The following is a 13389-nucleotide window of genomic DNA, read 5'->3' as shown; positions in this document are numbered from 1 at the left end:
AAGAAAATTTAAGACTCTTTTAAAGGAGGCCAGCGGTGGACAAGATCATGGGACCGCTGCAGAAGCTGGGCAAGGCGCTGATGGGTGCAGTCGCCGTCCTGCCCGTGGCCGCCCTCATGATGGGCGTTGGCTACTTTCTGGAAAACAAGGGCGGCGAGGGATTGTCCTGGCTCGCCGATATCTTCCAGGCGTCCGGCGGGGCGGTGCTGGGTAACCTTGGCGTCATCTTCGCCATCGCCATCGCGTTCGGTTTGGCCAAAGACAGCAACGGCGCGGCCGCGCTGTCCGGTTTCATCGGCTTTTCCACCGTGACAAAGCTGGTCGGCCCGGACGCCATCGCGGGGTATAAGGGCATCGAAAACCCGGAGGAGTTGGAAGGCCGGGCGGCGCTCGACTGGGCAGCCCAGGGCTGGGATTCCATCGGCCCGGGCAACGTGCTGCTCGGTATTTTCACCGGCCTGCTCGCCGCGTGGTGCTACAACCGTTTCCACAACACCAAGCTGCCGGACGCGCTTGCGTTCTTCTCCGGCCGCCGTCTGGTGCCCATCATGACGGCGCTGTTGTCCATCGTGCTGGCGGGCGTGTTCTACGTGGGCTGGCCGCTGTTGTACAACGGGTTTTTCAACTTCGGCCAGCTCATCCAGGGCATGGGCGCTGTAGGCGCCGGCATCTATGGCGTGGTCAACCGCCTGCTCATCCCGACCGGCCTGCACCACGCGCTCAACGCCATCTTCTGGTTCGACGTGGTGGGCATCGATGACATCGGCAAGTTCCTCGACGGCGCCGACACCCTGGCCGCCGCGCAGCACGCCACCGACGCGGCGAGCTGCCCCGGCACGTGGGACGGCGCCACCTGCCACGTCAAGGGCGTGGTGGGGCAGTACCAGGCTGGCTTCTTCCCGGTCATGATGTTTGGCCTGCCGGGTGCGGCGCTGGCCATGACGTTGCGCGCCCGGCCGGAACGCCGCAAGATCGTCGGTTCGCTCATGCTGGCCGGCGCGCTCGCGTCCTTCCTTACCGGCGTGACGGAGCCGCTGGAGTTCTCGTTCATGTTCGCCGCCCCGCTGCTGTACGTGGTCCACGCAGTGCTCATGGGCATCTCGATGGCGGTCGCCTCCTACTTCGACTGGACCGCCGGGTTTGGCTTTTCTGCCGGCTTGTTCGACATGTTGCTGTCGAGCCAGAACCCCATTGCGAACAAGTGGTGGATGCTGCTTGTTCTCGGCGTCATCTACTTCTTTGTCTACTTCGGCATCTTCTACCTGCTCATCGGCTGGTTCAAGCTGAAGACACCGGGTGCGCAGCCGGACGCAGACGACGAAGCTGATGCGGAATCTTCCGCAGAAAGCGCCGATAGCGCGGAAAGCGCGGATAGTCTGGCTGGCGCTATCCTCGCCGGGCTGGGCGGCGCGGAAAACGTCTCCGCTCTCGACTACTGCACGACCCGCCTGCGCACCACGGTGAAGGATCCGGCGAAGGTGGACCAGAAGGCGCTGGAGCGTTCCGGCGCGGCGGGGGTTATGCGCCCGTCCAAGACCGCGGTCCAGGTCGTTATCGGCCCGAGCGTCCAGTTCGTCTACGACGACGTGGCGGCACTTATTGCCCGCGGATCCCATGACGCGGCGCTGACCGGGGAAGGCTCCGAAGGCGAGCTGCCGGACGGGGAGAAGTCGAAGGCTGTACAGGCCTCTCCCGCGGCCGCGGACGACGATTCACCGCAGGAGTGCGTCCTCGGTGCGCCATTTGCCGGCGAGGTCATCGCCCTGTCCGGCGTCGCGGACGAGGCCTTTGCCCGCGGCACCGTGGGCCAGGGCTTTGCGGTTGTTCCTGCCGCAGACAGCGCCCGAGAGGCGCTTATCGTGCGCGCGCCGGCGGCCGGCAAGGTCATGCTGGTGCCCAAGACTCAACACGCGGTTGCGCTCAAGACCGCGGGCGGCCTCGAGGTGCTGATCCACGTGGGGCTGGATACCGTCAACCGCGGCGGAGACGGCTTCGAGGCGCTGGTCACCCGCGGCCAGAAGGTGAAGGCAGGCCAGCCGTTGCTGCTCGTTAGCGCCTCCCGCCTTATCGCGGACGGCGTCGACCTCACCACGCCGGTGGTGGTGACCAACAAGAAGAAACTCGGCGGGATGACCACCCCGGAGCCGGGCGACCACGAGGCCGGCAGCCCCGTCGTGCGGGTGACGCCGAAGGCGGCGGCCGGTGCGAAGAACCGGGCTGATGCAACCCAGGCTGATGCAGTCCGAGCGGGGAAGAACTAGCCCCAGCCACACAGCAGGAAGGAAGGACGCAGGTTTGTCGCAGGCTCATTCTCTGTACGGACGGGTGGTCACGGACCGCGAGGACCTGTCGTTTGCGCGGATCGACATTGATTCTGCGGGCGTAGTCACCGCGGTGGAGCCGATGGAACCGGCGGAGACTGGGGAACCAGCGGAACCTGGGGAACCGGCCGACGCGAGCTCTGCCGGGCCGGATTCGGTAGAGTCCGGCCCGCGGCGCGTCCTCATCGTCCCAGGGCTGGTCGATCTGCACAACCACGGCGGCGCCCGCGGTGCGTTTCCCACGGGGACGGAGAAAGAGTGCCGCGCGGCGGCCAACTTCCACCGTTCGCAGGGCACCACGGCGCTTCTGGCCAGCTTCGTCTCCGGGACGGAAGACGAGCTCGCCCGCCAGCTCGACGTGGTGCACCCGCTCGTGGCCGACGGGACGCTGGCCGGGGTTCACCTGGAGGGGCCGTTCGTCAACGCCGCGAAGTGCGGGGCGCAGTCGCCCGACCGCGTCATCGACGGCGACCCGGCGATGCTGGAACGCCTCATCGAGGCCGGTCAGGGTACCGTCAAGCAGGTGACTTTCGCGCCCGAGACCCCGCACGCGGACGGGCTCATCGAGGTCTGCGCCCGCCACGGTGTCATCGTCTCTTTGGGACACACCGCCGCGGATTACGAGACGACGCTGAACGTCATCGACGCGGCGTGCGCGGCCGGGGCGACCGTGACGGCGACGCACCTGTTCAACGCCATGACGCCCCTGCACCACCGCGCGCCGGGCGCGGCCGCAGCACTGCTCGGGGCCGCGCGGCGCGGGAAGGTGGCCTGCGAGGTCATTGGTGACGGCGTGCATCTCCACGACGGAATGGTGGATCTCGCGGCGGCTGCGGCCCCGGAGGGCACTCTCCTGGTCACCGATGCGATGGAAGCAGCGGGGATGCCGGATGGTTCCTACCGCTTGGGCCCGCTCGACGTGACGGTTACCGGCGGTGTCGCCCGCCTGACCACCGCCGACGGGCAACCCGGCGCCATCGCCGGCGGCACCAGCACGCTGATGCAGCAGTTGCACCGCTTCGCCTCCCGGCACGGGTATACGGCGGCGGTGCGGGCGGCATCGACACGCCCGGCAGGCGTGTTGGGCCTTGCTGAGGACCGCGGCATCGTGGTCGGCCAGCCGGCAGACCTGGCGGTTGTCGATGTCACCGATGCCGCCCGCCCAGAGGTCACCCGGGTTTTCGCGGCTGGCCGGGAGTTTTCCCGCGGCTAGACCCGGGCGCGACGCGTAGGCTCGGGCACCATGCAGGTTATTATTCGCGGCTCGGAGGACGAGGTTGCCCGCGCCGCCGCTGATGTCTTTTCCTCCTACGTCCGGGCCGGGGCAGTGCTCGGGGTCGCCACCGGCTCCACGCCGGTGGGCACCTACCGCGAGCTCATCCGGCGCCACCGAGCCGGGGATTTAAGTTTCGCCGGCACGCAGATGTTCGCCCTCGACGAATATGCCGGGCTGAGCTGCGATCACCCGCAAAGCTATGCGCAGACCATCCGTCGGGAGTTCGCGAGCCACGTCGACATCGCGGACAGCGACGTGCACGTGCCCAACGGCGCCGCCGCCGACCTGGTGCAGGCGAGCCGGGAGTACGAAGAGGACATCGACAAGGCCGGCGGCATCGACATCCAGCTGCTCGGCGTGGGTACCAACGGACACATCGGGTTCAACGAGCCGGGCAGCTCGCTCAACTCGCGCACGCGCCCGATGCCGCTGCACCCGCAGACCATCGCGGACAACGCCCGCTTCTTCGACTCCGCTGACGAGGTGCCGCGGCGGTGCATCACCCAGGGCCTGGGCACCATCCAGCGCGCCGGGCACCTGCTGCTGCTTGCCACGGGAGAGAAGAAGGCGGACGCAGTCGCGCGCCTGGTGGAAGGGCCGGTAAGCGCCTCCTGTCCGGCGTCCGTGCTGCAGCTGCACCCCACCGCGACCGTCATCGTGGATGATGCCGCCGCGGCCCAACTGGTGCACCGCGATTTCTACGCGGTAGCCGCGGACGGAGACGTGCCGGCGTAAACCGGCAGAAAGAAGCGCATCGCCGCTGTGGCCGATGGGAGCCGGTGCCCTAGAATTGAACGCGTGACTACGCACGATTCCACCTCGGCTGACCAGAGCGACCTGCGCATCTTTGACACGCGCACCCGTACCCAGCGCCCGTTCGAGCCCATCCGGCCCGGGCACGCCTCGGTGTACCTGTGTGGCGCGACCCCGCAGGCGCTGCCGCACATCGGCCACCTGCGTTCCGGCGTGGCCTTCGACATCCTGCGCCGCTGGCTTCTGGCCACAGGCTTCGACGTCGCCCTGGTGCGCAACGTGACCGACATCGACGACAAGATCCTGCGCAAGGCGGAAGAACACGGCCGCCCCTGGTGGGAGTGGGTGTCCACCTACGAGCGCGAGTTCAACCGCGCCTACGACACCCTGGGGGTCATGCCGCCGTCGGTGGAGCCACACGCCACCGGGCACGTCACCCAGATGGTGGACTACATGCAGCGGCTTATCGATGCCGGCTTTGCCTACCCCGCCGACGGCTCCGTCTACTTCGACGTGCCGGCGTGGGTGAACGCCACCGGCTCCGACTATGGGTCCATCTCCGGCAACCGCGTCGACGACATGGAGCAGGGCGAGACCGACAACGCCGGCAAGCGCAGCCCGCTCGACTTCGCGCTGTGGAAGGCCGCCAAGCCGGGTGAGCCAGCGTGGCCGACGCCGTGGGGCGCGGGCCGCCCCGGCTGGCACCTGGAGTGCTCCGCGATGTCCACCTACTACCTGGGTGAGAACTTCGACATCCACTGCGGCGGGCTGGATCTGCAGTTCCCGCACCACGAAAACGAGCAGGCGCAGTCGCACGCGGCGGGCGACGGCTTTGCCAACTACTGGATGCACAACCACTGGGTGACCATGGCCGGCGAAAAGATGTCCAAGTCGCTGGGCAACGTGCTCGCCGTGGACAACCTGCTCGAACTCGTCCGCCCGGTGGAACTGCGCTACTACCTGGGCAGCGCGCACTACCGCTCCGTGCTGGAGTACTCCGAGGACGCGCTCAAGGAAGCCGCGGCCGGCTACCGCCGTATCGAGCACTTCGTGCACCGGGTGGTCGCGGCCATGAACGGCCGCGACCACGGGAATGGCAGCGGCAACGGAAGCGGCCGCGACCACGAAAGTGAAGAACCCGTGCAGGTCGGCGAGTGGACCGACGGGTTCGCAGCCGCCATGAACGACGACATCGGCGTGCCCAAGGCCCTGGCGGAAATCCACACCACCGTGCGCGCCGGGAACAAGGCGCTCGCCGAGTCGGACGTGGAACGCGCCCGCGAGCTGGCCGGTAAGGTCCGCGCCATGACCGCGGTGTTAGGCGTCGACCCGCTGGATAAGCAGTGGGCACAGGCAGGTGCCGGGGCTGCGGCTGGCGGTGCCGGTGGGGCATCGGCAAGCGCGGGCGCAGGTGCCGGTGCCGCGCAACAGGCATTGGACGCGCTGGTCGCCGCCCAGCTGGAGCGGCGCACGAAGGCGCGCGCGGACAAGGACTTTGCCACCGCAGACGCGGTGCGGGATGATTTAGCGGCTGCCGGAATCGAGGTCACCGACACCCCCGATGGCCCGCAGTGGAAGCTCAAGTAGCGCCGGGAAGGAAAGAAACTTATGGCACGCACTCACGGCCGCGGCGGCGCGGGCGCGCGGAAGAAGAACAAGAAGGGGCCGACTAAAGGCTCCGGCAACAAGCGGCGGCGCGGCCTGGAAGGCAAGGGCCCGACCCCGAAGGCGGAAGACCGCGTCTACCACGCCGCGTACAAGCGCAAGCTGGACAAGCAGCGGCGCGACTCGGGCCGGCACACTAAGGAGCTGCCGGAGATGGTCGTGGGCCGCAACCCGGTCATTGAGTGCCTGCACGCGCGCGTGCCCGGCACCGCCCTGTACGTCGCCCAGGGCACCCGCAATGACAAGCGCCTGAGCGAAGCGGTGGCCATGTGTAACTCCCGCGGCATCCCCATCGTGGAGGTGCCGCGCCCGGAGCTGGACAAGATGACCGGCAATGGGCTGCACCAGGGCATCGGCTTGCAAATCCCGCCCTACAAGTACGCGGATGTGCAGGAACTGCTGGAGCGCGCCAACGAGGATGCCGCGCCGGGCATGTTCGTCGTGCTCGATAACATCACGGACCCGCGTAACCTCGGCGCCGTGATTCGCTCCACCGCGGCCTTCGGCGGGCACGGCGTCATCATCCCGGGGCGCCGCTCCGCGTCGGTGACGGCGGTGACCTGGCGTACCTCGGCGGGCACCGCGGCGCGCCTGCCGGTGGCCCGCGCGACGAACCTCACGCGCACCATCAAGGAGTTTCAGAAGAACGGCTACCAGGTCGTCGGCTTGGACGCGGGCGGCGAGCACACCTTGGACACCTACGCCGGCGGCACTGACCCGGTCGTCATCGTCATCGGCTCCGAGGGCAAGGGCATCTCGCGCCTGGTGCGCGAGAACTGCGACGTCATAATGTCCATCCCCATGACCGAGTGGGTCGAGTCGCTCAACGCGTCCGTGGCTGCGGCGACCGTACTGTCGGAGTTCGCCCGCCAGCGCCGCGCTCAGTAGGCCGTTTACGGACGAGCAGAGACTCCAAAGAACCGCGCGATGATGTCCGCGGCCGTGAGATCAGTTGCGGTCTCGCCCAGCCGCGGGTCGGGGCTTTCCACCCCGGACGGCACGAGGTGACCCATGCCCTCGATGGTCCACAGCTCCACCGGTGGGTGGGCGGGGGCGTCCCAGCGCTGCACGGTCGCTGCTTCCGCGCCTTCTAGCTGGGGACGCGCGGGTGCCGGATCAGCGTCCGCGCCGTGGCCGTTGAGGCGGGCAAAGAACTCCGCGCTCTTAGGCGCGGACAGCATCTCGCCGCGGGTGATGCCTCCCAGGTTCACCGGGCCGCCGTCGTAGGAAACCACCGGATCCGCGGTGCCGTGGATGGCGAGCACGGGCGTGGGCACATATTCGCCAAGGTGCCTGGTGAACGCGCGGTTGTCTGCAGCCGGCACGGTGGCCGCGATGAGGGCGGCGCCGTCGAGGAGGCCGGGGGCATCGATAAGAAGGCGCTGCACCATGTGGCCGCCGTTGGAAAACCCGGCGGCCGCCACACGGCCCACCGTGTGGCGGCCGCGTAGATCGTTGACGATGGCGCGGGTGAAGGCGACATCGTCAATGCCCAGCTCCCGCGTCTTTTCCGGCAGCACGCGCCGGCCGTCGTTGAAGTGGTTGTGCACCCCGTTGGGGTAGACCACCGCTGTGTTGCGCAGGCTTTCGAAGGTGTGGTGGGTAAACCGCCGCGCCACCGCACCTGACTGCAGGGAGCCGTGGAAAAACAGCAGCACGTCCACCGGGGCGGAGGGCGACGCGCCGTCCGGCTCGTTGACACTCAGGTATGTGCGGCGCCGCCCGTCCACGGTCAGGGTGTGGCGGGCGGCGGTGGCATCAGGCTGCGATTCACGGGAAGTCACAGCATCCGATTGTAGGTTTTAACCGTTGATGCAGTGCCCGTCAGACGAGTAGGCATCGCCGCTGTCCGCGGCCGCCGAATCCGGGCGCGGGGAAGTAGCCGCGCGCATCGAGCCGGCGTAGTCCCGCTGGCGCTGCGCGGCGACCTCGTCGCGGGTCATCCGCCGGCCGCGGGCCCAGGAAATGGCGCGGCAGACGAGGTAGATGGCAAACGAGATGGCGGTGACAAAGACGGACACCGGCAGCCCCGGGGCGAGGGAGAGCACCAAGCCGCCCACGGCGGCGACCTCCGCGAAGAGGGTGGACCATACCACCGCGCGCACCGGCGAGGAAGTGATGTTGACCGCCGCCGCGCCGGGCGTGATGAGCAACGCCATGACCAGCAGGACGCCGACGATCTGCACCGACTGCGCGGCCGCCGCACCGACCAGCACGGCGAACCCGACGTTGTAGGCGCGCAGCGGGACGCCGGCGGCGTGCGCCATGACGGGGTCGGCCGAAGCGAAAAGCAGCGGGCGCCAGAAGATGGCCACGCAGATAACGACGATGGCGGTGGTGACGGCCAAAAGCCCCACCGATCCTTCGGAGACGCCGACGATATGGCCGGTCAAAAGGCTCATCGCCGTCGACGCGTTGCCGGGGTAGAGGTGCAAAAACAGCACGGACAACCCGAGGCCGAAGCTCATGACCACGCCGATGGCGCTGTCCTCCTGGCCTTTCATCCCCAAAAGCGCTAGCACCACCGCAGCGACGATGGCGCCGGCGAGCGCACCGACGCCGATGTTGAAGCCGAAAAGCAGCGCCGCGGCAGCACCCATGAGCGCGAGCTCACTGGTCGCGTGCACGGAAAAAGACATCTGCCGCAGCACGATGAGGCTCGTCATCACGCCAGAGAGCACGCCAAGCAGCGCGCAGGCAACAAGCGAGCTCTGCACGAAGTCGACGCTGAGCAGGTACGCGGTATCGGTGAAAAAGTCCTGCACGGTCACCTAAATCACTGCCTTCCTGCCATCGACGTCCACAACTTTTACGTCCGTTCCGTAGAGCTCGCTGAGCACCTCGGTGCGCATGACCTCGTCCACCGAGCCGAGCACGTGGCCGTGCGGCGCGAGGTAGAGCACGCGGTCCACTGCGCCGACCACCGGGTTGATGCTGTGGGTGACAAAAAGGACTGCTGTCCCGCGCGTGTGACGCCAGTGATCCAGCTTTGCCACCGTCTGCTGCTGCTTGGCTGGGTCGAGCGAGAGCAGCGGCTCGTCGGCGAGGATGAGTTCCGGGTCGCACGCCAGCGCCTGGGCCTGGCGCACCAGCTGCTGCTGCCCGCCGGAGAGCTCCCCGACGCGGCGATTGGCGATGCCGGTGGCGCCGACCTCGTCCAAGAGGGCATCGACACGCGCGCGCTTAGCCCGGCGCGAACGAAAAACGCCGTGGGCAAGCGACAGGCCCACTAGGTCGCGGGCGCGCATGGGCAGGTGCGGCGGGAACATGCGCTGCTGCGGGATGTAGCCCACGCGCGCGTTGACGTCGAGCGTGCCGGCGGTCAGCCGCCGGGTGCCCAAAATGGTGCCGAGCAGCGTGGATTTGCCCACACCATTCGGGCCGAGCACCGCGATGAACTCCCCGGGTTCAATGGTCAGATCCACATCCGACCACAGCGGGGAGACGGCGGCGCTGGAAAAAGAAACCAACACTAGCGGGCGGCCTCCTCAAGATTGTGTACGACAGAATCGTAGTACGCGAAGAAGTCGGTGCCGTCCGGCGGGGTTTCGCCGATTTCCACGATCGGGATGTTCGCCTTTTCCGCGGCGGTGCGGATGCGCGCGGTCATGTCCGTTTCGGTCTGCGGGTTGTAGATGAGCACGTCGAGTTCGTGGTTGTCGATCGCCTCGAGGAAGCGCGCGAGATCCGCCGCCGCGGGCTCACCGTGGCCCAGCGTTGCCTTGCGGAAGCCGGCGGGGGTGACGTCCTCCATGGGGGAGGGGTCGAGCAGGTAGTCGGCGATGGGTTCGGTTTGGGCGTAGCGTTTCTCGCCCAGCTTGGTGATGCGCCCCTCCAGCTCCTGCGTCTTATCCAGCACCGGCTGCGCGCTGGCGTGGGCCTCGGGGTGCTCGGAGTTGATGTAGTCGGCGATGTCCTCTGCGACCTTGTTGATGGCGTCGGCGGCGTACCAGACGTGCTCGTTGCCGTCGATGGGGGTGATGTCGCCTGGCTCGTCGTGGCTGTGGTCGACGCCCAGGTCGCCGTGGGCGACCAGCGGGAGGGCGTGTGCCACCGAGTCCTGGTCCGAGAGGGGCTCGTACAGCCAGGCGTCGTAGCCACCGCCGCCGGCGACGACCAGGTCGGCGCGGTGCGCCTTGGCGATGTCGGCCGCGCTCGGCTCGAAGTGGTGCGGGTCCACGCCGTTGCCTTCCACCACGGAGCTGGCGTCGACGGTGATGCCACCCTCGGCGGTGTCACCCACCAGCTTGGCGATGTCGGCCCAAATCGGCGTGGAGGCCACCACGTCGACGGTCTGCGAGTCCTTCCCCGCGGAATCGCCGGGCGCACTGCAGGCAGCGGTCGCCGCGGCCGCGGCGGCGCAGAGGCCGAGGCCCAGCGCGCGGCGGAGGGATGTGGGCACAGAAGAGGTAAGAGTATCGTGCATGCGCACTACTTTTCACTTATTGACAACGATTGTCAACTAAGGGGTCTGAGAGCGTCGCGCCTTAGCCAGTGCGCTAAAAAAGTCGGCGACGCCCTCGATATCGGCCACCCGCACCGTTGCGGCGGTGTGCCCAGCGCCGACCTTCACGCCAGCGTCCGGCGGCTGGTTGAGTACCTCGAATCCTTGCTCGTCGGTCGTGTCATCGCCTACGAACACGGTGGTGATGCGCGCGCCGCCGGTCACGCGCTCGAGGCGGGCGCGTTCTTTGCGGATCCAGGTTCCCTTCGTCGCGGTGGTGGCGGAAAACTCGATGATGTTCTTGCCCTCCTGCGCGGTGAGCACGCCGGGATCGATAGCGCGAGTGCGATCCAGGGCGCTGAGCGCCGCCGCGGGATCCTGCTCGGCCAACCCCAGGACGTTGAAGACGCACTGGAACGGCTTGTCCTCGAATTGCGTGTGAGGATATTCGCGGGCCAGAGCCTCGAGTTCGGCGCCGACGCGGCGCAGCTCGGCGATCTTGGTGGCGTCCAGGCCAGAGTCTTCGCCTAAGGTCTCCGCGCCGTGCGAGCCGCCCAGGATGACCGGATCGCCCAGCGGGAAGACACGGCGCAGGCCCTCCAGGTGCCGCCCGGAGAGTGCCGCCACGGTGGTCTGCGGCAGGCGCGCAAGTGTTTCCAAGGCCTGCAGCGAGCGCTGATTCGGCTGGACGGCGTAGATATCGCTGGCGAAACCGGCCAGGGTGCCGTCGAAGTCGGTGACCACGAACAGGTGCTCCGCGGCCGCCAAGCGGCTCGTTACCGTGTGGCTTTCCGCCGCGGTGGCGCTAGTCTCATCGAGGCTGTAGGACAGGGGTTCTGGCTGGGCAGTCATACGCACTAAAGTACCCGCAATCCACCGGTCGGATTCTCGTTTAGAGTCCTGCGAAGCGCAGGGAAGGGCTTTCCACCTGGCCGTCGCGCAGGCGCAGAATAAGCTCGCCGTTCGGGTCGAGGGACACCGCGAACTCCGCGCCCTCCGCAATGAGCTGGCGGATGTTGTTATCGGCCCAGGCGGACGAGCCGGTGCACGGCCGGTCTTTCCGGCCCGCGTCTTCGAAGTCGACGTGATCGATGCGCATGATGTTCGCGTCTTCGACGTTGGCCGGCTCGTCGCCGTCGAAGTAGGACACGCGCGCGCTGTAGCGTACGCACCCCGTGCTGCCTACCGCGGTGGCCTTGCCCAGAACGATCGAGGGCTGCTCGGCGATGTCGCGCGGGATGCGCGCCGGGGAGTCCGGGGAGGTGTAAATGCCGACGGCCTGCCACTGGCGCCCGGCGATGTGGTCGGCGGCCGAGCCCGCCTCAGTGGCAGCCGGGGACTTGTCATTCGCCGGCGCGTCGGAGTGCCCGCTGCCACACGCGGCCAGAACCACGGTGGTGCTGAGCGCCACAAACGCTGCGAGAACGCGAGAGCGGTTAGCGGTCATCGCGCTCCCCAACAGGTTGTGCCGCCGCGTGCTGGCCAGTGAAGCTGCTTAAGAAAGAACGCGACCACAGATCGACGTCGTGGGTGGTCACCTGCTCATACATTGCGCGCATCCGCGCGGTGGCGGCGTCCGGGTCGTCGCGGGTTTCCGCGACGGCGCGGGCGAGCTGATCGCGCAGCGACTGTTTGTCAAAGGGGTTGCACAAAAACGCCTCCTCCAGTTCGCAGGCGGCACCGGCGAACTCGGACAGAACGAGTGCCCCGGGGCGCACCCCGTGGCAGGCGATGAACTCCTTGGCCACCAGGTTCATGCCGTCCTTGAACGGGGTCACCAGCATGACGTCGGCCGCGCGGTAGTAGTCGCGCAGCGTCTGCTTGGACACCGAACGGTGCTGGTAGTGGACGACCGGGCGGCCCAGCTCGGCAAAGCGGCCATTGATGCGCCCGACCGCTTCTTCGACCGCAGACCGGGTCGCCTTGTAGCTGTCGATGCGCTCGCGCGACGGGGTGGCCAGCTGAATGAACGTCACCGAGGAGGGATCCAGCGTGCCATTGGCCAGCAGTTCTTCGTAGGCCTCGAGGCGCTGGAGGATGCCCTTAGTGTAATCCAGGCGGTCGACGCCCAGTAGGACGGTCTCTGGGTTGCCCAGGGCAGCGCGCAGCTGGGTCGCTGGGGCGGAACGCTCGCTATCAGCGCCGTCGTCTGCCGCCTCGAAAGGCGAGGTGTCGATAGAGATGGGGAAGGCCCCCACGCCCACCTTGCGGCCGGAGTTGGTGGTGATCTGCGCGGCAGCGGCGCGGGTGGCCGGCTCGCCGGCGGTCTCCCGGCCCAGCATGCTTGCCACCTCGAGGAAGTTTTGCACGCCCGACTCGAGCTGGAAGCCCAACAGATCGGCGCCGAGCAGACCGTCGAGAATCTCTTCGCGCCACGGCAGCTGCTGGAAGAGATCGGCGCCGGGGAAGGGGATGTGCAGGAAAAATCCTACGCGGAGATCCGGGCGCATTTCGCGGAGCAAGCCCGGAACCAGCTGCAACTGGTAATCCTGCACCCACACCGTCGCGCCCTCGGCGGCGACGGAAGCGGTGGCCTCTGCAAATCGCTGATTGACGTCGCGGTACGTCTCCCACCAGGCGTGATCGTAGGTGGGTTTCACGATGAGATCGTGGTAGAGCGGCCACAGCGTCGCGTTGGAGAACCCCTCGTAGAACTCCGTGTAGTCCCGCGCGGTCAGGGTGACCGGGTGGAGGAGGACGTCCTTGTCCGTGCGCAACGGCTCGGGGGAGGCGTCGGCGACACCGGGCCAACCGACCCAGCAGCCCTGCTGCTTTTCCAACACCGGGGAAAGGCCCGAAACGAGCCCGCCGGGGGAGGGGACCCACTCAGTGGAGCCATCGGCACGCGTGTGCAGGTCGACCGGCAGCCGGTTGGCCACCACGACGAAGGAGTTGGACCCGAACTCTGAGCTGCGCATGGTGTGTATGTC

Annotated in this window: 12 protein-coding genes; 5 read left to right on the top strand and 7 right to left on the bottom strand. The window is 67.8% G+C overall.

Annotated elements, in window-relative coordinates; translation table 11 throughout:
* Positions 1–35: 35 nt before the first annotated feature.
* The 5 genes from nagE to rlmB all read left to right on the top strand — a co-directional run bounded on the left by nagE (position 36) and on the right by rlmB (position 6903).
* Entirely contained in the window at positions 36–2261 is a 2226-nt protein-coding gene (gene nagE, locus CMASS_RS08870; RefSeq protein WP_022863088.1) for an N-acetylglucosamine-specific PTS transporter subunit IIBC, read from the top strand.
* 34 nt (positions 2262–2295) lie between these two features.
* Positions 2296–3534 carry an N-acetylglucosamine-6-phosphate deacetylase gene (locus CMASS_RS08865; RefSeq protein WP_027018674.1) on the top strand — a complete coding sequence of 413 codons (1239 nt, stop codon included), beginning with the start codon at positions 2296–2298 and terminating at the stop codon, positions 3532–3534.
* Between the two features lie 30 nt (positions 3535–3564).
* Complete coding sequence (nagB, locus tag CMASS_RS08860) at positions 3565–4332, top strand: glucosamine-6-phosphate deaminase (RefSeq protein ID WP_022863086.1); 768 nt, start codon at positions 3565–3567, stop codon at positions 4330–4332.
* A 63-nt stretch (positions 4333–4395) separates the two neighbouring features.
* A complete protein-coding gene (gene cysS, locus CMASS_RS08855) occupies positions 4396–5937 on the top strand; it encodes a cysteine--tRNA ligase (RefSeq protein WP_022863085.1) in 1542 nt (513 codons plus the stop codon).
* 21 nt (positions 5938–5958) lie between these two features.
* The gene (rlmB, locus tag CMASS_RS08850) at positions 5959–6903 is read left to right on the top strand and encodes a 23S rRNA (guanosine(2251)-2'-O)-methyltransferase RlmB (protein WP_022863084.1); all 945 of its coding nucleotides are present in this window, start codon (positions 5959–5961) and stop codon (positions 6901–6903) included.
* A 5-nt stretch (positions 6904–6908) separates the two neighbouring features.
* Here the strand turns inward: rlmB and CMASS_RS08845 are convergent, their stop codons facing one another.
* From CMASS_RS08845 to CMASS_RS08815, 7 genes are read right to left on the bottom strand one after another with little or no spacing between them, the layout of a single operon-like run.
* Entirely contained in the window at positions 6909–7799 is an 891-nt protein-coding gene (locus CMASS_RS08845) for a CE1 family esterase (RefSeq protein WP_022863083.1), read from the bottom strand.
* An 18-nt stretch (positions 7800–7817) separates the two neighbouring features.
* The gene (locus CMASS_RS08840; RefSeq protein WP_033399590.1) at positions 7818–8780 is read right to left on the bottom strand and encodes a metal ABC transporter permease; all 963 of its coding nucleotides are present in this window, start codon (positions 8778–8780) and stop codon (positions 7818–7820) included.
* A 6-nt stretch (positions 8781–8786) separates the two neighbouring features.
* Positions 8787–9488 (bottom strand): metal ABC transporter ATP-binding protein, encoded by a 702-nt coding sequence (locus tag CMASS_RS08835; protein WP_022863081.1) that lies wholly within the window; start codon positions 9486–9488, stop codon positions 8787–8789.
* Positions 9488–10441: a metal ABC transporter solute-binding protein, Zn/Mn family gene (locus CMASS_RS08830; protein WP_022863080.1), complete on the bottom strand. Its 954-nt coding sequence runs from the start codon at positions 10439–10441 to the stop codon at positions 9488–9490. The genes CMASS_RS08835 and CMASS_RS08830 overlap by 1 nt, the downstream gene beginning before the upstream one ends.
* A gap of 36 nt (positions 10442–10477) precedes the next feature.
* Positions 10478–11311, bottom strand: a complete 834-nt coding sequence (otsB, locus tag CMASS_RS08825) for a trehalose-phosphatase (RefSeq protein ID WP_022863079.1) — start codon at positions 11309–11311, stop codon at positions 10478–10480.
* A gap of 40 nt (positions 11312–11351) precedes the next feature.
* Positions 11352–11906 carry a hypothetical protein gene (locus tag CMASS_RS08820; RefSeq protein ID WP_022863078.1) on the bottom strand — a complete coding sequence of 185 codons (555 nt, stop codon included), beginning with the start codon at positions 11904–11906 and terminating at the stop codon, positions 11352–11354.
* On the bottom strand, positions 11896–13377 hold the full coding sequence (locus tag CMASS_RS08815) for an alpha,alpha-trehalose-phosphate synthase (UDP-forming) (RefSeq protein WP_022863077.1): 1482 nt from the start codon (positions 13375–13377) through the stop codon (positions 11896–11898). Before CMASS_RS08815 ends, CMASS_RS08820 begins: the two co-directional genes overlap by 11 nt.
* Positions 13378–13389: the final 12 nt, after the last annotated feature.

This window comes from Corynebacterium massiliense DSM 45435, from assembly GCF_028609805.1.
Taxonomy (GTDB): domain Bacteria; phylum Actinomycetota; class Actinomycetes; order Mycobacteriales; family Mycobacteriaceae; genus Corynebacterium; species Corynebacterium massiliense.
This window is presented reverse-complemented; position numbering and strand designations above follow the sequence as displayed.

Coding starts and splice junctions, on each gene's coding strand:
- nagB (WP_022863086.1), top strand. CDS start 3,565: ATGCAGGTTATTATTCGCGGCTCGGAGGACGAGGTTGCCCGCGCCGCC.
- CMASS_RS08830 (WP_022863080.1), bottom strand. CDS start 10,441: ATGCACGATACTCTTACCTCTTCTGTGCCCACATCCCTCCGCCGCGCG.
- CMASS_RS08820 (WP_022863078.1), bottom strand. CDS start 11,906: ATGACCGCTAACCGCTCTCGCGTTCTCGCAGCGTTTGTGGCGCTCAGC.
- otsB (WP_022863079.1), bottom strand. CDS start 11,311: ATGACTGCCCAGCCAGAACCCCTGTCCTACAGCCTCGATGAGACTAGC.
- rlmB (WP_022863084.1), top strand. CDS start 5,959: ATGGCACGCACTCACGGCCGCGGCGGCGCGGGCGCGCGGAAGAAGAAC.
- CMASS_RS08815 (WP_022863077.1), bottom strand. CDS start 13,377: ATGCGCAGCTCAGAGTTCGGGTCCAACTCCTTCGTCGTGGTGGCCAAC.